The organism is Wenjunlia vitaminophila DSM 41686 (assembly GCF_000380165.1).
GTDB classification, from domain to species: Bacteria; Actinomycetota; Actinomycetes; order Streptomycetales; family Streptomycetaceae; genus Wenjunlia; species Wenjunlia vitaminophila.
Window position 1 is genome coordinate 1 of the sequence record NZ_KB904689.1, and the last position, 16,793, is coordinate 16,793.

Consider the following 16,793-nt stretch of genomic DNA (forward strand, 5'->3'; position numbering starts at 1 on the left):
GCCCAGCGCGACCCCCGCCAGGGTCCGCAGCCACGGCACACCGAGCCGTCCCGCGGCCTCCTCGATCAGCCGGAACACGGCGTAGTACCCGGCAGTCAGCGCTGCCGTCACCGCCGCAGTGACCGACGCGTCGTCCATGTCGAAGCCGGCCCGGGCCGCGAGGGTGAGCAGCAGGCCGGCGGCCACCGGCACCACCGTGCGCATGAAGCTGGCGAACAGGTTCATGGTCAGCTCCTCCGCTCGAGGGCGGCGACCCGCCCGGTCAGCGCCGTGACCTTCTTCTCCAGCGCGGCGAGTCGCTGCGCGGTGGTGGGTACCGGGCGCGGGGCCGGCGGCTTCGCGGGCGGGGGTGGCTTCGGCTTGGCCGTCGGGGACCAGGACGGCGCGTGCTTCAGCCTCTCGGCCACCCGGCCCCGGATGCTCGACATGCTGACCCCCCGCGGGTCCACCTTCCCGGGCTGCCACTCGGCGTGCGCGATCACGCTCGGCGCCGTCCAGCCGTGCGCCCGACAGACCGCGGCGGACGCGCGCACCATCGCCTCGACCTGCGCGGCCGGCCACGGGTCGGTGCCGTCGCCGAGGTTGATGCACTCGAACCCGTAGAACCTGGCGTTGCCGTCGGTGTTCGCCTCGTTGTCCGGCGGCAGCGCGGTCTCGGCGATCACCGCCCGCAGCACGTCGTCGTCACCCAGGCCGGCGTGGTTCGCGCGGCCGTACCCGACCAGGTGCACCGTGCCGGCCTTGTCGATCACCCCGTGGCACAGNGGGCCCGGCAGCCCGGTGTACCCGTCCCGGCAGATCCGCACCGACGCGGCCGTGCCCGACGTCACCGTGTGGTGGAGCATCACCCCGTGCACCGGGCCCCACGCGCCCTTGTGGTTGCGGTTGTGGGTCCGCCAAGACCCGACCTCGATCACGCGAAGGCCCTCGGCCTTGAGTGCGGCGAGCAGCTCGGCAGCGGACAGCGGAGCGGCCATCGACGGCCCCCTCTCTCTGGACATGACGACGCCCCGGCCGGGCGGCGCGGGGCGGTGGGTGATTTAGCAGGTCAGAGCGAGCAGAAGACGCCGTTGAAGCTGACCCACGGCGGCTTGTTCGTCGAGCTGATCCCGAACACCGCGATGGTGCCGCCCGGCGTGATTTCGACCTTCAGCGCCAGCGTGTCCGATGAGCCCGCGGAGCAGGCGACGGTCACCGGCCGGACGGCCGTCGGCCGCGCCGTGGTCGGCAACGCGGTGCTGGTCAGCGTGATGGGCGACGGCGGGCTGGCTGGGTAGGTCGTCACGCGGGTGATCCCCCCACGGAACATGATCGTCGGCTCGCCGAACAGGTTGACGACCCGGTACTGCCAGTTTCCCAACACCGCGGTGTAGTGCGCCCAGTTGGTCATGTCCAGTGGCACGTTCTGCCACGTGCTGGTGCCGGCCGCTACGACCACCCACGCGCTGCCGTCGTACACCGTCAGCAGCCGCTCGGAGGTGAGGAACACGGTCATGCCGGCCTGCGGTGCGGTGAGTGTGGCGTTGCGCGCCGAGGCGGTGGAGAACCGCATCACGCACTGGCCGACCATGGCCAGCAGTCCTTCGCCCATGACCCGCAGGTCGGGGGCGTCGCCGTAGTCCAGGGACTCGAAGCCCTGCGCGTAGGCGTCGGTGATCATAATCCTCCTAGGAGATCTTGGTGGCGCGCATCCACGACCCGGCACCCATCCGCGTCGCCGTCGCAGACGCCGTCGCCTGCCCCCACCGGATCGCGCACGTCCCGGACGAGGCCGTGGTGAGGATGCTGTACTCGGTCGCCAACAGCAGCCCGGTCGGCGACGTCCGGCGCCCGTACGTCACCGGCCCCGTGTAGCCGTGCGCGCCCGAACGCATCAGGATGTTGTCGCCGATGCCGTCGCTGGCGCCGGAGCCCGGGCCCTGGACGGCCTTGACGCCGGTCGCGCCCGGCGGCACCGCCCAGGCCGTCGTCATCAGTCCATCCGCCGGAGCGCCGACGAGCAAACAGAACTCCACGAGCCACGTGCCGGGATCAAGGAGCATGGTCAGGTGGGGGTCGTCCGTCAGTGTCGTGGCGTTCGCCCGGTCCGTGGCGATCGGCTTGTAGATGGGGACTCCCGGTAGCCCCAGGGCCGGCCCGGCGTCCGCACACCGGCCCACGGCAACCCAGTTTCCGCCCCCCGACCGGGTCAGCATGATCCGGTCCCCGACCTGCGGCGCCGTGTACGACTCGAGCCGGCGCGCCCGGACGGTCCCGACGTCCACGGTGCCGTCGCCGCTCACCGCGGTGACGGTGGCCGTCTGCCAGTCGGATCCGCGCACCGCCGGCGTGGCCGTGCCGGTGCGCGTGGAGAGAGCGGCCACGGCGTCGGCGAAGTCCTGCTCGATGCCCGGCATCAGGCGTCCTCCTTCGCGCTGATCGTGGTCAGGGTGAAGCTTCCGCCGGCCAGGTCGATCGTGTAGCTCTGCACCTGGTGGAGTTCGCGGTCGCCGGAGCCGTATGTCACCCGGATCACGTCGCCGGGCTCCAGGCAGGGGTTCGGCACCGCGGTGATGTCTGCGGTCGAGGCCAGTTTCACCGAATCCCGCAGCAGCTTGTTCGCGGCACCCTGCGCGAGCGACACCGTGGTGAGCGTCGGGCTGGAGTAGAACCGCGGCACCCGTCCGAACGGCCCGAGGTAGTAGGTCGGGCTGCCGGGGTCGTCGTCCATGGCGGTCGCCGAGACGGGCGCGGAGCCGGTCTCGGTGTTCTCGCCCGAGGCGACGACCACGTTGTGCATGCCCTCGCGGGAGTAGCCGCGCTCCGCGGAGATCAGCACGCCGCCCGGGCCCGCGTCCACGGACCAGACGATCGGCGCCGTCAGCAGGTCCGGCAGTTCGGCGACCACGACCTGGCCGTCCGCGTCGACGTACACGTCCGCGCCCACGGCGGTGGCGAGCTCGCGGACGGCGTCCCACCGGTTCGCCTCGCGGTCCCAGGTGCGCGGCCCCAGCGGCTCGTCGGACACCGAGGCGACGACGACGATCCCGGGGATCGACTCCCGCACCAGCGCAGCGATCGCGGTCACCGCCGCAGTGTTCGCCCGGGTCGAGTACGGGGCCATGAACCGGTCGTCTCCGATGATCGCCTCGAGGCCGGATCCGGTGATGGCGACCGGGCCAAAGTCCGGATCCCCGGATACCGAGTCGACGCGGAACACCCCCAGCGGCACCGTCTCCACGGTGCCGTCCGCGTACTGGATGCCGCGGAGGATCCGCAGTCGGGCCCCGCAGATAGCCATCTCCGCTGAGGGTGTCATGGGGATCAGGCTCGTGTCCGAGACGGTCACGGTGCATGTGCGGCGCACCGCCGCCCCGCGGTCCACGGTCACCGACCCGCCGGTGTGCGGGAGCCGTACCACGGCGCCGTCGGTGCGGTGCAGCTCGACCACGGACACGAGGCGGTGGGACTGGGCATGCGCCGGCAGGAACTGAGCGCTCGGAGGCGGGTACACCTGGCCACCCCCTCACGTGGTGCGCTGGTGGAGCAGGAGGTCCATCACCGTCGCGTACCGGTCCAGGACCGTCTGAACGGTGTCGTTCTCCACCAAGACGTCCTGGACGGTCCAGACGGCGGACCCGGACTGGCCACCGGTCGGCTGGTCCTGCTCGACCAGGGGGAGCGTCCACTCCCGCCACGGCTCGGGCGCGTACGTGGTGACTCGGGCCGCGGTCGTCTGCCCGACCGACACGTACACGTCCGGCTCGCCCATCCGCGGGTGGGACTGCCACAGCAGCACGTCGCTCGAGGCGAGCAGGTAGCGGAGAGCATCCCGTTCGCTGTCGGACTGGGTCCACAGGACGAGGTCGCCCTCCCGGCCCCCGCGCACGTCGGAGACGATGACCGCGTTGGGTCGGCCGCGGACCCGCAACACCGACTGCTCGACCGGCTGCTGCCAGTCCGGCGCCTGCCGGATCAGCAGCCGCATGTTGAGCTGTGGCCTCGACGGATCCTTCAGCCATGTTGTGTTGGCGTCGCCCGGCTCGAGGGTGACGGGTGGGACCGACGTTCTCGAGCCGCCCGCAGACCCGTCGACGTTCCACAGCTCGGTCACGTACGTCAGGGGGACGCCGAGGGGCGCCTCGTAGTCCTCAATGACGATCGTGTCCGACGGGATGAGCATGTGGTCGGTCAGGCCGTCCGGGCCGCGGACCAGCGTGCGCTGGCCGCCAGCGACGCGCCACAGCGTGAGGGTCTCGCCGACGGTCAGCTCGCGAAGGATGACCTGCACGGATGCAGAGTCCGGCCGGGCGGTGACGGAGGTGAGCGGCAACATCGGCCACAGCGCCGCCCGGTCCAAGTTGATGGCGCTCGCTGCCGACGTGGCGGTCAGGGTGATCTCGACGCGGGCCTCCGCGGCCCCCTCGGGCGCCGTGAGGTCTTCGGAGACCGACCACCAGCCGGGGGTGGGCATCGTGCCGGGCGTGCCCGCCGTCACGCCGAGATCCGCGCCCGAGCCGTCCCACCAGTGCACGTTGAGGAGGATCTGCCAGCCGCCCGCCCCCACTTGGGCGACGACCGCGATCCGCCACGACTGGCCGCCGGCGTTCGCCGGCACCGCGTAGGTTCCGGAGTGTAGGACGCTGGCGCCGATCGTCGGCGAGGAGACCGCGAGGGAGTACGAGTCGTACCGGGCGACCGCGCCCCACGGGGTGGACCTGGCGATCGCTGCCGGGCCCGACACCACCGCCCACTGGCCGACGCCCTGCTCGAAGTTCCAGTCCTCGTGGGTCAGCACGTTCCCGGTGCGCCCCAGATTGGCCGTGGCCACGGCGACGGTGCCGACGTATGCGCCCTCCGTGCGCACGACCTGCCCCGCGGTGCCGCCGGTGATGCCGACGGCGAGGCCGGCCGTGGCCGCGCCTGGGGGAGCCACCCCCGACGCGATCTGCCGGTACGTACCCGTCCCCGGCGCCGCGAGCACCGATCGTTTGGCCAGCAGTAGGACGCCGGCCCCATCGAAGAATCGCAGCTCCACCCACGTCGAGGAGCCGGCGCCGGGCGGGGAAAGGTAGGCGAACCCCGCATAGTCGACACCAGCCGTGACCGCGGGCCGCTCGACGCACTCGGCGTCCGCGTTCCCGGCGGCCGTGACCGTGAGCGCCACCTGCTCGCCGCCGGCGTAGTACCAGGTCGCCGGCCACACCGACGCCGGCGCAACTCTGCTGAGCGTGCAGTTCGTGCCGGCCGCCCAGGCGCTGAGGTCGAGTTCGCCGCCGGACTCGGCGTTGAACGAGAGCAGGTTGCCCGTCGACCGCAGCGGCCAGCCGAGGTACACGTTCTCGAAGGCGTGGACGACCCCCGGCGCCGCGGGGGTCATCGACGACAGCACCACCTGCGCCGACGCCGTATCCGCCGGGGCGATGCCCGCCACCGAGACGCGGTGCCACGATGCTGACGCCGAGGCGGTGGTCAGCGACCACGTGATGCCGATCTCCACGCCGACCGCGTTGAGCCACCGGATCCCGATGCGCTCTGGCAAGGTCGCGCTCGAGGCGTCGGCGAACGTCCAATACAACTCGCCGACGACCACCGGGTAGCTGGCGACGGTGCGGGCCCGCATCTCCCCGGCCGCCACCGACGTCAGCCGCAGCGTCCCGTCGCCACTCCGCCCCCCGGTGCCGCGGCTGATCGTGCAGTTCAGCAGCGACGTCCACCCGGAGGTGTTCGGGTCGATCGTCTCTGTCGTCGGCGACAGGAAGTTCCCCGGGATCGCCACACCTACCTCCTCACCGTGCTCGGATGGTGGAGACGAGGCGCCCGGTCGCGGCGCGCACCTCGGCCCTGGCGATGTCGGTGATCTCGCGGTCGCCGACGTAGACGTGAACGGATAGGTCGCCCAGGTCCGGGGCGGCGGCGGCCCGGTTGGCGGCGATCGACAGCAACGCCCGTTCCTGCTGGTGCGTGATGACCGCCTCGGGGCGCCCGGTGCCGTTGTAGGCCAGGGACAGGCCCTCCGGCAGGTAGCCGCCCGAGTCGTACCAGTGCGGCGACCGGGACTGCCACATCGCCCAGGCGCCCGCCGGCGACCGGTAGTCCGGGCGCGCCCGGATGTACCCCAAGCCCCACTTGATCTGGGTGGCCGGGTTGGTGCGCCAGTCCTTCCCCTGCGCGGCCATCTTCCAGTCCGGCAGGGACTGCGGGATGCCGTAGGCCCCCGAGGAGGGGTTGCGGGCGTTCCACCGCCACCCCGACTCGGCCTCCCACAGCCTCCGCAGCGGGGGCCACTGGTCGCGGCCCCAGCCGTAGTTGGACAGGATGCTGCGGGCGTACCGCTGCGCCGCCTCCGGGCTGCGCGACCCGAGACCGGTGACCTTGCCCTGGAGGTAGGGCAGCGGGTCCACGGCGCGCGGCCCCCGGCGCGCCTCCAGGTGGAGGTGCGGCCCGGTGACGTTGCCGGTCGCCCCGACCCGGCCGATCGTCTGGCCGGCCTTCACCGGGAACCCGAAGTCGGCGTCGATCGCGGACAGGTGGGCGTAGAGGCTGGAGAGGTTCCCCCCATGCGAGATCTCGATGTGCTTGCCGTACGAGCCGCCGGAGGTTGCTCGGGTGATCGAGCCGTCGGCGACCGCCCGCACCGGGGTGCCGGTCGGCGCCACGATGTCCAGGCCGGTGTGCTGGCCGCTGGCCCACATCGAGCCGCGCGCGCCGAAGCGCGTCCCGAAGCGGCCACCGATCACCGGGTTGAGCCACTCTCCGACCCAGCCGTCGACACTGGACCCGAGCAAGCTCGTCACGGCGTCGACGAGCCGCGACTTCAGGCCGCTGATCATCATGGTCGGGATGCGGCCGATCATCCGCGCCCACTGCGACGACCCGATGTCCCGGATCCGGTCGCGGACCGGCCCGATCAGCCGATCCCACACCTTGCCGGGGTCCGTCATCAAGTCGACGCCGCTCTTCGCCCACCCCGTCACGGTCCCGGCGACGCCCTTCGTCCAGTCCCAGGCGCCGCCGATGATGCCTCCGTCGGCGAGGAGCTGGGTGCCGGCGGCCTCCCACAGGGCGCGCGCCCTGGGCCGGTACCGCGGGTCGGTCGGGATGACGTACTCCGGGTGCCGCGGGTTCCCCTCGCCGACGATTGCCGTCGGCCGGGAGGTGACCATCGGCGCGGCCGGCCCCCACCCGGGGCCCACTGTGCCGCCGGCGGCGAGCAGCTTCGGTGCCTTTGGCAACTTCGAAAGACCCACGAAGGAAGCGACTTTGTCCCAGACGGCCTTGATGCCCCGCGTGTACACAGCGCCAATGACAAAATTTACGGGCCCCTTGGTGACGTCCTTGATCTTGCCCCAGGCTTTCTTGATCGCCTCCTTTGCGGAATTGAATGCGTCGCCCACCAGGCGGACCGCCGTCTTGATTTGCGTAAAGACTGGACTCAGCCCCTTGGACCATGCGGTACTGAGGGTGTCCCGGATTCCCTGGAAAACAGGAACGATTGCCTTATCGAGCAGCCAGCCGAATGCATCGCCTAGGGCATCAAGGGCGCCTTCAGCGAGGCCGAAGTAGAACTTGACGACGTAGGTGTACCACCACGAGAAGACTTGGCCGATGCCTTCGAATGCCGGCTTTATGACCATCTTCCACAATGTGCCGGCGGCATCTCCGATGGCGGTGAACACGGGACCGATTGACTCTTCCCACAGCCACGTGGCGGCTGCGCCGATCGCCGTGAAAACTGGTTCGATTACTGTGTCCCAGAGAGTGGACACGGCGCTCCCCAGGGCCTGTACCGCAACGACCATCGGGGCGAGCGCCAGCGTCACCACCACGGTGAACAGCGTCTTTGCGATGATGCCGATGGCGTCGAACGCAGGCATCAGGATGGTCTTCCACAGCCACGTAGCGGCATTCCCCACCGCCTGAAGCGCAATCCAGATGCCCTCCAGTGCCGGCTTGAGGATACGAGTCCACGCGAATTCCGCAGCGACCTGGATACCGTGCCAGGCAGCCTGAACGCCCTTCCTGAACCAGCCCCACCGCTTGTAGGCGTAGATGACAGCGGCGACCACGGCGACGATCGCCGTGACCAACAGCATCAGCGGATTCGCTCGGGTAACCACGTTGAACACGACCATGGCCAGCGTCCACACACGCGTGGCCACGAACGCAAGGTACATGCCCTGAATCACCCACGGCAGCGTTTCCGCGATGGACGCTATCCCGCGCGCTATCGCCCCCAGAACCTCCATCACCGGCCCGGACAACGGCTCCAGAGCGTGCGCCACCTCGAACAGAGAATGGCCGATGTCGCCGAGGAATTCGGCGACGATGGGGGCCTGCTCAGCGCTGTACTCCAGGAACCGCTCGAATCCCGGGCTACCCCGCAACCCGACGCCCCAATTGGCGAAACGCCCGGTGATCCGCTGCATGGTCTCGGATATCGAGTCCATGTGCGGCAGGAACGCGCCGACCACGCCCATCATGCCCTTGAAGACGTTCCCGAACGCCGTCCCGACGCCGACGATCGCCGGTCGGACCGAGTCGGTCAGGTCGCGGCGGAAGGTCTGCCACCACGGCTTGTCGAAGCCGCGGGACGCCCGGTCCTGCACCTCGCCGACCCCTTCCGCCGCCTCGTGCACCAGCGGGGTCAGAGCCGGCAGCGAGTCCCGCAGGCCGTCCAGGGCTCGGGTGAACAGGGGCATGACGTCCGGCTGGAGGCTCTTCGACCAGTCGCCGAATCCCGCCTTGAGGTCCATGAGCGCGTCGAACGTCGTCCGCGCCGACGGAGACAACGCCGCGAGCGCCGCGTCGTACTTCGCCTGGGCCACGGCGGCCTGGTCCGCCGCGCCCACCGTCTCCATCTCCGCGGAGGCCACCTGCCGCTGCGCCGACGCCACCGAGTCCGCCGCGGTCACCCGTGCCTCGCCCAGCGCCTCCTCAGCCCGGCGGATCGCCTCCGCGCCGTCAGCCTGGGCGCGCCGAGCCTCAGCCTGCGCCTCCACCACGGCGCGCTGCGCCTCAGCGACCGCCTGGGCGCTTTCGGCGGCCGTCCGAGCCTGCTCCCGCTGCGCCTCAGCGACTGCGGCAGCTTGGTCCCGGACTCCCTGCTGGGCGTCCGCGAGCCGATCCTGCGCCCCCCGGACCGCGTCCGAGCCCTCCACGCCCGCACGGTCAGCGTCCCGCTTCTCCGCGGCGAGGCGCTCGGTCTCGCGCCGCTGCTCGGCGAGGCGCTGCACCGCCTGGTCGTAGGCGAGCTGCGCCTCCTCCCGGTCCAGGCGCGACGCGCCGGAGCCCTGCCGCTGCGCCTCGGTGAGGCGCTCGTGGGCCCGCTGCACCCCCAGCACGGCGTCCCGCTCTGCGAGCTGTGCTCCGGCGAGCCGCAGTTCCATGTCTTGGAGTTGCTGGGCGGCGTCCCGGCGCGCCTGCGTCAGGTTCTGTTGGGCCTGCCGGGCGTCGACCTGCGCGTCTCGCAGCCCGCGTTCGGCCTGGGCGACGCGGGCCGCGGCATCCCGCTGCCGGTCGGCGGCCTGCCGGACCGCGTCGGCGACCGCCTGCTGAGCGCGCTCGGCTTGGGCCGTCGCGCGCTCGTGGGCGTCTGCGGCCTGCTGGACCGCGTCGGCGACGGCGCGCTGGGCGTTACGGACCTGGCGGGCTGCCGTGCGGTGCGCCGTGGCCAACGCCGCCTGGGCGCCGGACATCTGAAGGGCCCGCCGCTGGTCGCGGGCGGCGGCCTGCGCTGCGGTGTGCTCGCCCTTCGCATCGGCCGTGGTCGCCGCATCGCGCGCCGCTTTCTGGGCCTGGAGGGCCTTGGCGATGTCCATGATTGCCGGGACCGCGACGGCGGCGAGCGCGCCCACGCCGATGGCTGCCGCGGTGGCCGCGGCCGTGACCGACCCGAGGCCGGCCGCGATCACCGGGATCGCGGGGATCGCCGGAACCGCCAGGAGCGCCACCGACAGTTGCAGCAGGGCTCGAAGCGCCCCGGAGGTGTCGATGCGGACGTCGGCCTTCTTGCCGTCCAGCGCGGCCACCATCGCCCGGACCTGGGCGAGCTGGGCCGTTGCCGCCGCGGCGTCCACCCGGACCGCCACGTCGACATCGGACGCGGAGAGCCGCTGGAGGCGGGCCTGGATGTCCTCGACCTTGGCGAGGGCGGTCGCGGCGTCGATGTCGATGCCGATCCGCTGGTCGCGCAGGGCGGTGAGCTGCGCCCGCAGGTTCGCGATCCGCGCCGCCGCCTCGGAAGTGTCGGCGTCGATGTTGATGTTCGGCAGGGATGCCTCGGCCTGTTGCACCGCCGCGCGCAGCCGCTGCCCGAAGGTCCCGTCGGTCTCGACGCGCACTCGGGTGGGGTCGGCGGAGATCCGGTCGATCTCCGCCTTCAGCGCCGCGAGCTCGGCCCGCGCCCTGGCGGTATCCGCCCGCACCGTGACATTCGGGTGGGCTGCCCCTAGGCGGTGGAGCTCGGCGTCGATCTCCTCGATCTGGGCGCGGGCGTCGGCCGCGTCGATGTCGACGCCGATGCGCTGCCCGGAGAGCGCCTCCAGCCGGGTCCGCAGCGCCTGAATGTCGGCGTCGGCCTCGGCCGTGTTGGCTCCGATGGTGACGTCGGGCAGGGACCGGAACGCCGCCTCGATGCGAGCCCGGGCGGCGCGGGCGAACGCGCCGCCGGCCTGCTCGCCACCGCGGACGGCCGCCGGGCGCGCTGTCCGGGCCCCCTGGGTGACCCCCTGCCGCAGCGCATTGCGCACCGCGGCCGTGATCTGGACGGCGATCTGCTGCCCGATCTGCTGCCCGATCGACAGGCCGAGGCCGGCGATCTGCTGCCGCATCGCCGGGCCGAACGCGCGGCCGGCCGCGTCGCCAGCGTCGCGGCCGGCCTTGGTCGCTGCCGGCACCAGCGCGCTGCGGAGGTGGCCATAGATGCCCCGGGTGTTCGGGACGATGTCGACCTCGACCGAGCCCACGGAGATCGCCACTAGGACTCACCTCCGCTCACCCATTGATCAGTGCGAACAGCCGCTCGGCGTCAGCGCCCGACAGCGGCTCCCTCTTCGGCTGCTCCTTGCGGGAGACCCCTGGGCGCCGAATCGGGTCCGGCGCCTGAGGTTTCGGCCCCTTGCCGTGGTTGGCCAGCAGGAACGCGTGCAGCGCCTGCCGCTGAATGTCGACCCCGAGAGCCACAAGGTCCTCGAGACGGGACCAACGTCCTCGCTCCGGCTCGGCCGTGCGGCCCAGTCGCTCGAGTTCCTCAGTCGGGGTCGAGTTCCGGAGCGCGGTCATGGTGGCGGACTCGGCCGGCAGGTGCTCGATCAGCACCCGCAGCCGCCGCCACGACATCCGACCGCGGTGCACGTCCAGGACGTCGATGCCGCGCTCCAGCAGGTCGGCTTCTACCGCTTCCGCGTGCTCCTCGAGGACCTGCGCCGTCCACCGGATTTCCCCAGGGCCTCGCCTTGGAGCCGACCGGCGACCTCGGCGAGCTGCCCGATCTCCTCGGCGGTGGGGTCGAGTTCCACGTACGTGTCGTAGTCGTCCTCGTGCAGCACCAGGCTCATGAACACGTCGAACTGGCCCTGGTTGAGAGCGCGGATCGCCGACGCCCGCCACCGGGTCGGCGGGTGGCAGCGCACTTCCTGGGTGTCGCCGTTGTAGCCGGCGAGCGGCACGGTCACCCACGTCTCGGCCGCGGCCTCGATCTCCTGGGCCTCGGCGGCCGACGGCTCCGGCTCGGTGTCGGTGGTGCTGGTCATGGCGCGGGCCTTTCTCTCGTGGCAGGAGCACGAGCAGTAGAGAGGGAAGGAAGGGGCAGTCGGCCATTCGCACTGGTCGTGCAGGTCGTCGAAGCACAGGCCGCTGATCGGTTCCCCGTGGGAATCGACCCGGGTGGCGTCGTCCACTGCGCGGGCTCTTCAGGTCGCGGCGCGGGGAAGGGGGGTGGTGGGTGGGCTGGGCCCGCGCCACGATCCGCAGCCCACCCACCAGCTCACGAGGACGGCTCGGCAGGCGTTACCGGCACCTTGTCCTGGTGGTACACCGTGTTGCCGGCGTCGTCCGGGTACGCGGTGACCGTGATCTGGTACCCGCTCATCTCGTCCTGTTTGAACGTGACGTCCGAGCGGTCGGTGATCTCTCCCTGCGGGACGTAGAAGCCCCTCGTGGTCGCCCCGTCGAGGACGACGAACCAGAACGCGCGGCGGTCCGGCTCCGGCGACGCGGTCTCCGCGAACTTGGTCAGCCCGGTGCCATCGGGCTGGAGGTCGGCCTCGGGCAGCCGGAACATGAGGCTCTGCACGGCCACCCTGGCGGTCTCCCACAGCGTCACCTGGAACGTGCGGATCGACTGGGTGATCGTCGTCCTGAACGGCGAGGTGAGGCCCCACGGGGTGAACTGCTGCGACTCCTCGTCGAACCCGTAGACCAGGCCGTCGTCGCTGATCGCGCCGAGGGCCAGCCACGGGGTGGCCGGCTGCGTCTCCGGCGTCGCCGGCGCAGCGGTGCCCGCTGTGGCCGTCCAGCCGCCGCCGTTGGCGCCGATGACCGTCAGATCAGCGGCGCGGGCGATCGTCACCATGATGTGTCTCCAGACATACTCAGCCCGCGCACGGGCTCCGAATGGGTCCCGGCGCGGGCCCACCCCGGGCCTCAGTGGACCGGGTGCAGATAGATCTCGTAGGTGGCCCCGCGGCGCCGCAGGGCCGTGTTCTCGTACGGCCGCGGCGCCGGTGTGGTCACTGCGGCCACGCGGCCCACGACCGCCGCATCCGTCGCCGAACCACGCAGGGCACCCAGCAGCAGCCTGTGCACCTGCGCGGCCAGATCACGCGCTTGCTGGCGCGACGCGGCGTAGACGTTGATGTCGACCATGGCGCGGGACAGCCGTAGCCCGTCGTCCGTCCCAGGGAGCTCCTCGACCTGCACGGTCGGCAGCTCCTCGAGGAGGCGGTTGTCCAGCTCGTCGCGGACGACCACGCCGGCCCCGAGGCGCCCCTGAAGCCAGTCGATCAGCAGCACCTCGACGTCCACCGACCCCACCGGGGCAGCCATCACCGGACCCCGGCCAGCGCCGCGCGCAGCAGGACGTGGTGCGCGGGCACCCGCTCGGTGCCGTACTCCACCCACCGCGCGTACGGCGTGCCGTTCCACACCACGGCCACCGCGCGGTCCCGACGCCGGTGCGTGCTGACGTGCCACGACGCCTTGTACAGCCCCGGGTGCAGGTCCCACGCCGCAGTACCGACCGGCGAGATCGCCACCGCCGCGTCCCGGATGACCTCGCCGCGGCGCCGCATCTCCGCCTCGATCATCGGCGACCGCAGCAACTCCCCGACGCCCTTCCTCTTCATACGGAACCGCGTCGCCATGGCACCTCCTCAGCCCGTCACCCGGTCCGCGGCGAACTGCACCGGCCCCCGCGTCCCGGTGAACACGTTCTGCCGCCAGTCGCCGGGCTCGCCCGTGACCTCGCACACCACGCCCCGGATCCGCACCTGGTCCGTGGTGCGCACCTCCGACCCGGGAGGCGCGTACACCGTCCAGCCGACGATCACCATGTCCCTCGCCTGCTGCTCCGCGCCGCCCACCTGCGGCAGCTCCTGCCGCGGGGTGACCACGCACCCGTGCATCGGAATCTCCTGCGGTGACCCGAGGACCGGCTGCCCGCGGTCGTCCCGCATCGGCCGCCCGTCCGGACCGAGGACCGGCTCCCGCCGCACCACCGTCACGGTCTCCCCGTACGGGTACGGCGCCGGCATCAGCCCCACCCCCAACCCGGACCCCACCGGGGGGCGCACGGGTCGAGGCTGGGCGGCCACGTCGGCGACGAATCCGCGCCAGCCGGCGTCGGGTCGACGGTGAACGCGCCGCCGCGGCCCGCCAGGCTCTTCAACGCCGCTTTGTCGTTCTTCGTCAGGTACAGGCCGCCCGATCCGGACGGCCGCTGAACCGACATGGGGCCGATCGTCTCGTAGGTGATCTGCTGGGGGTTGACGTAGGCGCGGCCGGCGACCGATAGGACCACTGCGGTGGCCTGGTCCGGCAGCGGCCGGACTACCGTCTCGCACAGGGCCACAGCCTGTGAGATCAGCAAGTCCGCCCGCGCACCGTCGATCTCGGTCAGGCCCAGGTACAGAGCCAGGTCCTCGGCCGTTGGCGCGGTGAACGCCATCGCGGAACCTCCCGTCAAGTCAGGGACTCCACCGCCGCGCACCAGGCAGCCAGGTCGCCGGTGGGGTCGAGTTCGCGGGAGCGGGCGCGGGCCCGCTTTGCGGCGAGCCGGTACTCAGCGGGGTCCGCCAGACGCCGGAGCACCGCCTCGTAGCCGTCGAGGTCGTTGCGGTCCACGAACACGGCGGCCTCCCCGAGGCTCTCGGCGAGCCCGGGCGTGGGATGCGCGACGACGGGAATACCGCTGGCCAGCGCCTCGACGCCCGCCCGGCCCCACGACTCGTAGCTGGAGGGCATCAGCAGCACCCGCGTGCGGCCGTAGACGCGCCCCCGCATCTCGTCCCCCGGCACGTGCTCGACGATCTCGACGTTCGGCAGGTCCGGCAGGATCTGCTCGCCGTAGGCGCCGCGCACCGCGAGGAACTGCGTGTCCGGCATCCGCCGGGCCAGGGCCTCCAGGACCCTTCCGCCCTTCTCCGGGTTGCAGTTGACCAGCGTAACCGCGTCGCCGGGCCGCGTGCGGTACTCCTCGGCGAACACCGGCGGGCGCACGATCAGGCTGGAGTCCGGGCGCACGGCACGCGGGTACTCGGCGAAGAACAACTCCGCCTCCCGGGCCATCCACTGGCTGTTGTACACGGCGAGCGCCGTCTGCCCGGCCGCCGCATTCCGGAAGGTCGCTGCATGCGTGTTGTGGCACACCACCACCATCGGCCGCCCGTAGCCCCTCGCCAGCGCGGCGACCGACGGCACACACTCCAGGTGCGACACCAGCAGGTCGGCGCGGCGAGCAGCCGCCCCGAAGTCCAGCCGCGCGGCCAGCGGCACCACCTGGATGCCCTGGTAGGCATATGGCTCCCGGTCCTCGGTGTACCGGCTGAGCCACACCTGCACGTCGTGCCCCCGCTCGACCAACGGGCGCAACATCGACACCAGCATGTGCTCGGCGCCCGCGTTGTGCCGCGGAGGCATGGCGTGGACGCGGGCCACGATCCGCAGCGGGGTGGCCGTCCCGCCCGGCGCGGACGCCGGGACAGCCACCGCCATCAGGAAGCCGACCCGGAGGGCGTGCCGAGGAACTTGACGAAAGCCTCCGCGTCGCCGAGGACGAAGCCGTAGTACGCCTCCGCGAGCAGCAGCACGAGGTTCTCCTGGAACGCCGAGTGCACGCCGCCGTCCTCGTCGATGTACGTCGCCTCGCGGGACAGTTTGATGGAGATGTCCATGCCGACGCCGTAGGCGGCCTGCGACCAGTCCCCGCCGATCGCGCGCAGCCCCGAGTCGGTGCTCGTGGACTGGCGGCGGAGCTTCCCCGACACGCTGCGAGAGTAGGCGATCGGCTCGCCGATCAGCTCGCCCTGGAGCGCGGCACCCGTCCCGGCACCGGGCTGGCGCGTCGCCACGAACAGCGGCTCACCCGTGGTCGACGTGGCCGCGAGGAGCTTGGGCTTCAGCCGGTTGTCGGCGACGGTCCCGGTGTAGTCCCAGTCGTCGTCGATGATCTCCTCCATGCCGGCCACGAAGTCACCCCAGATGCCACCCTGGTTCTGCGCGGTCGTGCCCAGCGTGACCGTCTTCGTCGTCGCGGCGAGGTAGTCGACGAAGGGCCCGGTCCCGCCCTTCATGTTCTTGCCGTGGATCGTCGCCATGTCGAAGGCGCGGGCGAACGCGGTCGGCAGATCACGCTGGAGCTGCGTCCACAGGCCGGCCGCGTTGCTGTTCGCAACCTCCATGCTCACCGGAACCAGCACGGCGATCTTCTTCCCGGACATCTGCTTGACCTCGACGCCGCCGCTGGACAGCGGCTTGCGGCCACCCTCGGACACCCAGTCCGCGGTGGGCACGTCGAGCGGCACCGGCACGGCCGTGTTCGCGGTCATGCTCAGCGGCACCGGCCGCGCGAGGCTCATCACTGCGGAGCCTTCGACGGACTTCTCGAAGATCGGGCCGACCAGCGTCTCCGGCAGGAAGACGGGATCGACCGCGCTCAGCTTGATCGGGTTGGTGGCTGCCATCAGGGGCTACCTCTCTCAGCGGCCCCGTTCGAGGCCCTGCTTCAGGAAGGCGGCGAACGTCGTCGCCGGGTCAGATGGGGATCGGTTGCCGTTGCCCGAGGAGCCCTGGGTGCGGTCCGGCGCCGGACGACGCGGCCCTTCCGGGGTCTTGGCGAGGTGCGGCTTGCGCTTCAGCAGCTCGGCGAGGTCCTCCCGGATGCGGTCGGCGTCGATCTCGCCGCCGGAGTCGGCGTAGGAGTCCAGGTCGAGGAACGCGTGCGCGTCCTCCGGGTCCGCGAAGTCGGTCGCCGCCAGGGCCTTCACCTCGGCCCGTACGGCCCGCTGCTGGATCGCCGCTGTGCGCTTCTGCGCCTCGGCGAGCTGCCCGGACAGACGCTCGGCCTCCGTCTTCTGCGCCTCCTCGGCCTCCCGGGCCTTGGCGGCGAGCGGCTCCAGCTCTTTCGCGGCCGTGCGGTACTTCGCGGCCTCCCGGCGCAGCTTCTCGATCTCCCGACGGGCCGCCGCCGGGTTATCCCACGGGTCCGCCGTCGCGGGCGGATCGGGGGGCGTCTCTGGGGCGGGCGCGGGGATTTCAGGCTGCGGGGCAGGCTCGATCGGCTCGTCAGGCATGGCTGTGTCGCCCTCCTGGGGCTG

The 16,793-nt window shown here is 71.8% G+C and carries 17 protein-coding genes; all 17 read right to left on the bottom strand.

Going from position 1 to position 16,793, the window contains the following annotated elements; translation table 11 throughout:
- Nucleotides 1–225 (bottom strand): hypothetical protein (locus tag A3IG_RS0119355; RefSeq protein ID WP_018385245.1); only part of this gene is annotated, 225 nt, incomplete at its 3' end.
- 2 nt (nucleotides 226–227) lie between these two features.
- Complete coding sequence (locus tag A3IG_RS30470) at nucleotides 228–977, bottom strand: N-acetylmuramoyl-L-alanine amidase (protein ID WP_018385246.1); 750 nt, start codon at nucleotides 975–977, stop codon at nucleotides 228–230.
- A 71-nt stretch (nucleotides 978–1,048) separates the two neighbouring features.
- Complete coding sequence (locus A3IG_RS0119365; protein WP_018385247.1) at nucleotides 1,049–1,660, bottom strand: hypothetical protein; 612 nt, start codon at nucleotides 1,658–1,660, stop codon at nucleotides 1,049–1,051.
- A 7-nt stretch (nucleotides 1,661–1,667) separates the two neighbouring features.
- Nucleotides 1,668–2,396 carry a hypothetical protein gene (locus tag A3IG_RS0119370; protein ID WP_018385248.1) on the bottom strand — a complete coding sequence of 243 codons (729 nt, stop codon included), beginning with the start codon at nucleotides 2,394–2,396 and terminating at the stop codon, nucleotides 1,668–1,670.
- Nucleotides 2,396–3,436 (bottom strand): DUF5047 domain-containing protein, encoded by a 1,041-nt coding sequence (locus A3IG_RS0119375; RefSeq protein ID WP_244885049.1) that lies wholly within the window; start codon nucleotides 3,434–3,436, stop codon nucleotides 2,396–2,398. Before A3IG_RS0119375 ends, A3IG_RS0119370 begins: the two co-directional genes overlap by 1 nt.
- 69 nt (nucleotides 3,437–3,505) lie before the next feature.
- The gene (locus A3IG_RS0119380; RefSeq protein WP_018385250.1) at nucleotides 3,506–5,758 is read right to left on the bottom strand and encodes a hypothetical protein; all 2,253 of its coding nucleotides are present in this window, start codon (nucleotides 5,756–5,758) and stop codon (nucleotides 3,506–3,508) included.
- Nucleotides 5,759–5,768: 10 nt separating this feature from the next.
- Entirely contained in the window at nucleotides 5,769–10,958 is a 5,190-nt protein-coding gene (locus A3IG_RS34820; protein WP_018385251.1) for an aggregation-promoting factor C-terminal-like domain-containing protein, read from the bottom strand.
- A gap of 16 nt (nucleotides 10,959–10,974) precedes the next feature.
- Complete coding sequence (locus tag A3IG_RS0119390) at nucleotides 10,975–11,298, bottom strand: hypothetical protein (protein ID WP_078500703.1); 324 nt, start codon at nucleotides 11,296–11,298, stop codon at nucleotides 10,975–10,977.
- A 74-nt stretch (nucleotides 11,299–11,372) separates the two neighbouring features.
- On the bottom strand, nucleotides 11,373–11,879 hold the full coding sequence (locus A3IG_RS0119395; RefSeq protein ID WP_018385253.1) for a hypothetical protein: 507 nt from the start codon (nucleotides 11,877–11,879) through the stop codon (nucleotides 11,373–11,375).
- Nucleotides 11,880–11,965: 86 nt separating this feature from the next.
- Nucleotides 11,966–12,553, bottom strand: a complete 588-nt coding sequence (locus tag A3IG_RS0119400; protein WP_018385254.1) for a phage tail tube protein — start codon at nucleotides 12,551–12,553, stop codon at nucleotides 11,966–11,968.
- A gap of 71 nt (nucleotides 12,554–12,624) precedes the next feature.
- Entirely contained in the window at nucleotides 12,625–13,026 is a 402-nt protein-coding gene (locus A3IG_RS0119405) for a hypothetical protein (protein WP_018385255.1), read from the bottom strand.
- A complete protein-coding gene (locus tag A3IG_RS0119410; protein ID WP_026220433.1) occupies nucleotides 13,026–13,343 on the bottom strand; it encodes an HK97 gp10 family phage protein in 318 nt (105 codons plus the stop codon). The genes A3IG_RS0119405 and A3IG_RS0119410 overlap by 1 nt, the downstream gene beginning before the upstream one ends.
- Before the next feature lie 9 nt (nucleotides 13,344–13,352).
- Nucleotides 13,353–13,733 (bottom strand): hypothetical protein, encoded by a 381-nt coding sequence (locus A3IG_RS0119415; RefSeq protein WP_026220434.1) that lies wholly within the window; start codon nucleotides 13,731–13,733, stop codon nucleotides 13,353–13,355.
- Nucleotides 13,733–14,146 (bottom strand): hypothetical protein, encoded by a 414-nt coding sequence (locus tag A3IG_RS0119420; protein WP_018385258.1) that lies wholly within the window; start codon nucleotides 14,144–14,146, stop codon nucleotides 13,733–13,735. The genes A3IG_RS0119415 and A3IG_RS0119420 overlap by 1 nt, the downstream gene beginning before the upstream one ends.
- Nucleotides 14,147–14,160: 14 nt before the next feature.
- The gene (locus A3IG_RS0119425; protein ID WP_018385259.1) at nucleotides 14,161–15,192 is read right to left on the bottom strand and encodes a glycosyltransferase family 4 protein; all 1,032 of its coding nucleotides are present in this window, start codon (nucleotides 15,190–15,192) and stop codon (nucleotides 14,161–14,163) included.
- Nucleotides 15,192–16,160: a phage major capsid protein gene (locus A3IG_RS0119430; RefSeq protein WP_018385260.1), complete on the bottom strand. Its 969-nt coding sequence runs from the start codon at nucleotides 16,158–16,160 to the stop codon at nucleotides 15,192–15,194. The genes A3IG_RS0119425 and A3IG_RS0119430 overlap by 1 nt, the downstream gene beginning before the upstream one ends.
- Nucleotides 16,161–16,175: 15 nt before the next feature.
- Nucleotides 16,176–16,769 (bottom strand): hypothetical protein, encoded by a 594-nt coding sequence (locus A3IG_RS0119435; RefSeq protein WP_018385261.1) that lies wholly within the window; start codon nucleotides 16,767–16,769, stop codon nucleotides 16,176–16,178.
- Between the last annotated feature and the right edge of the window lie 24 nt (nucleotides 16,770–16,793).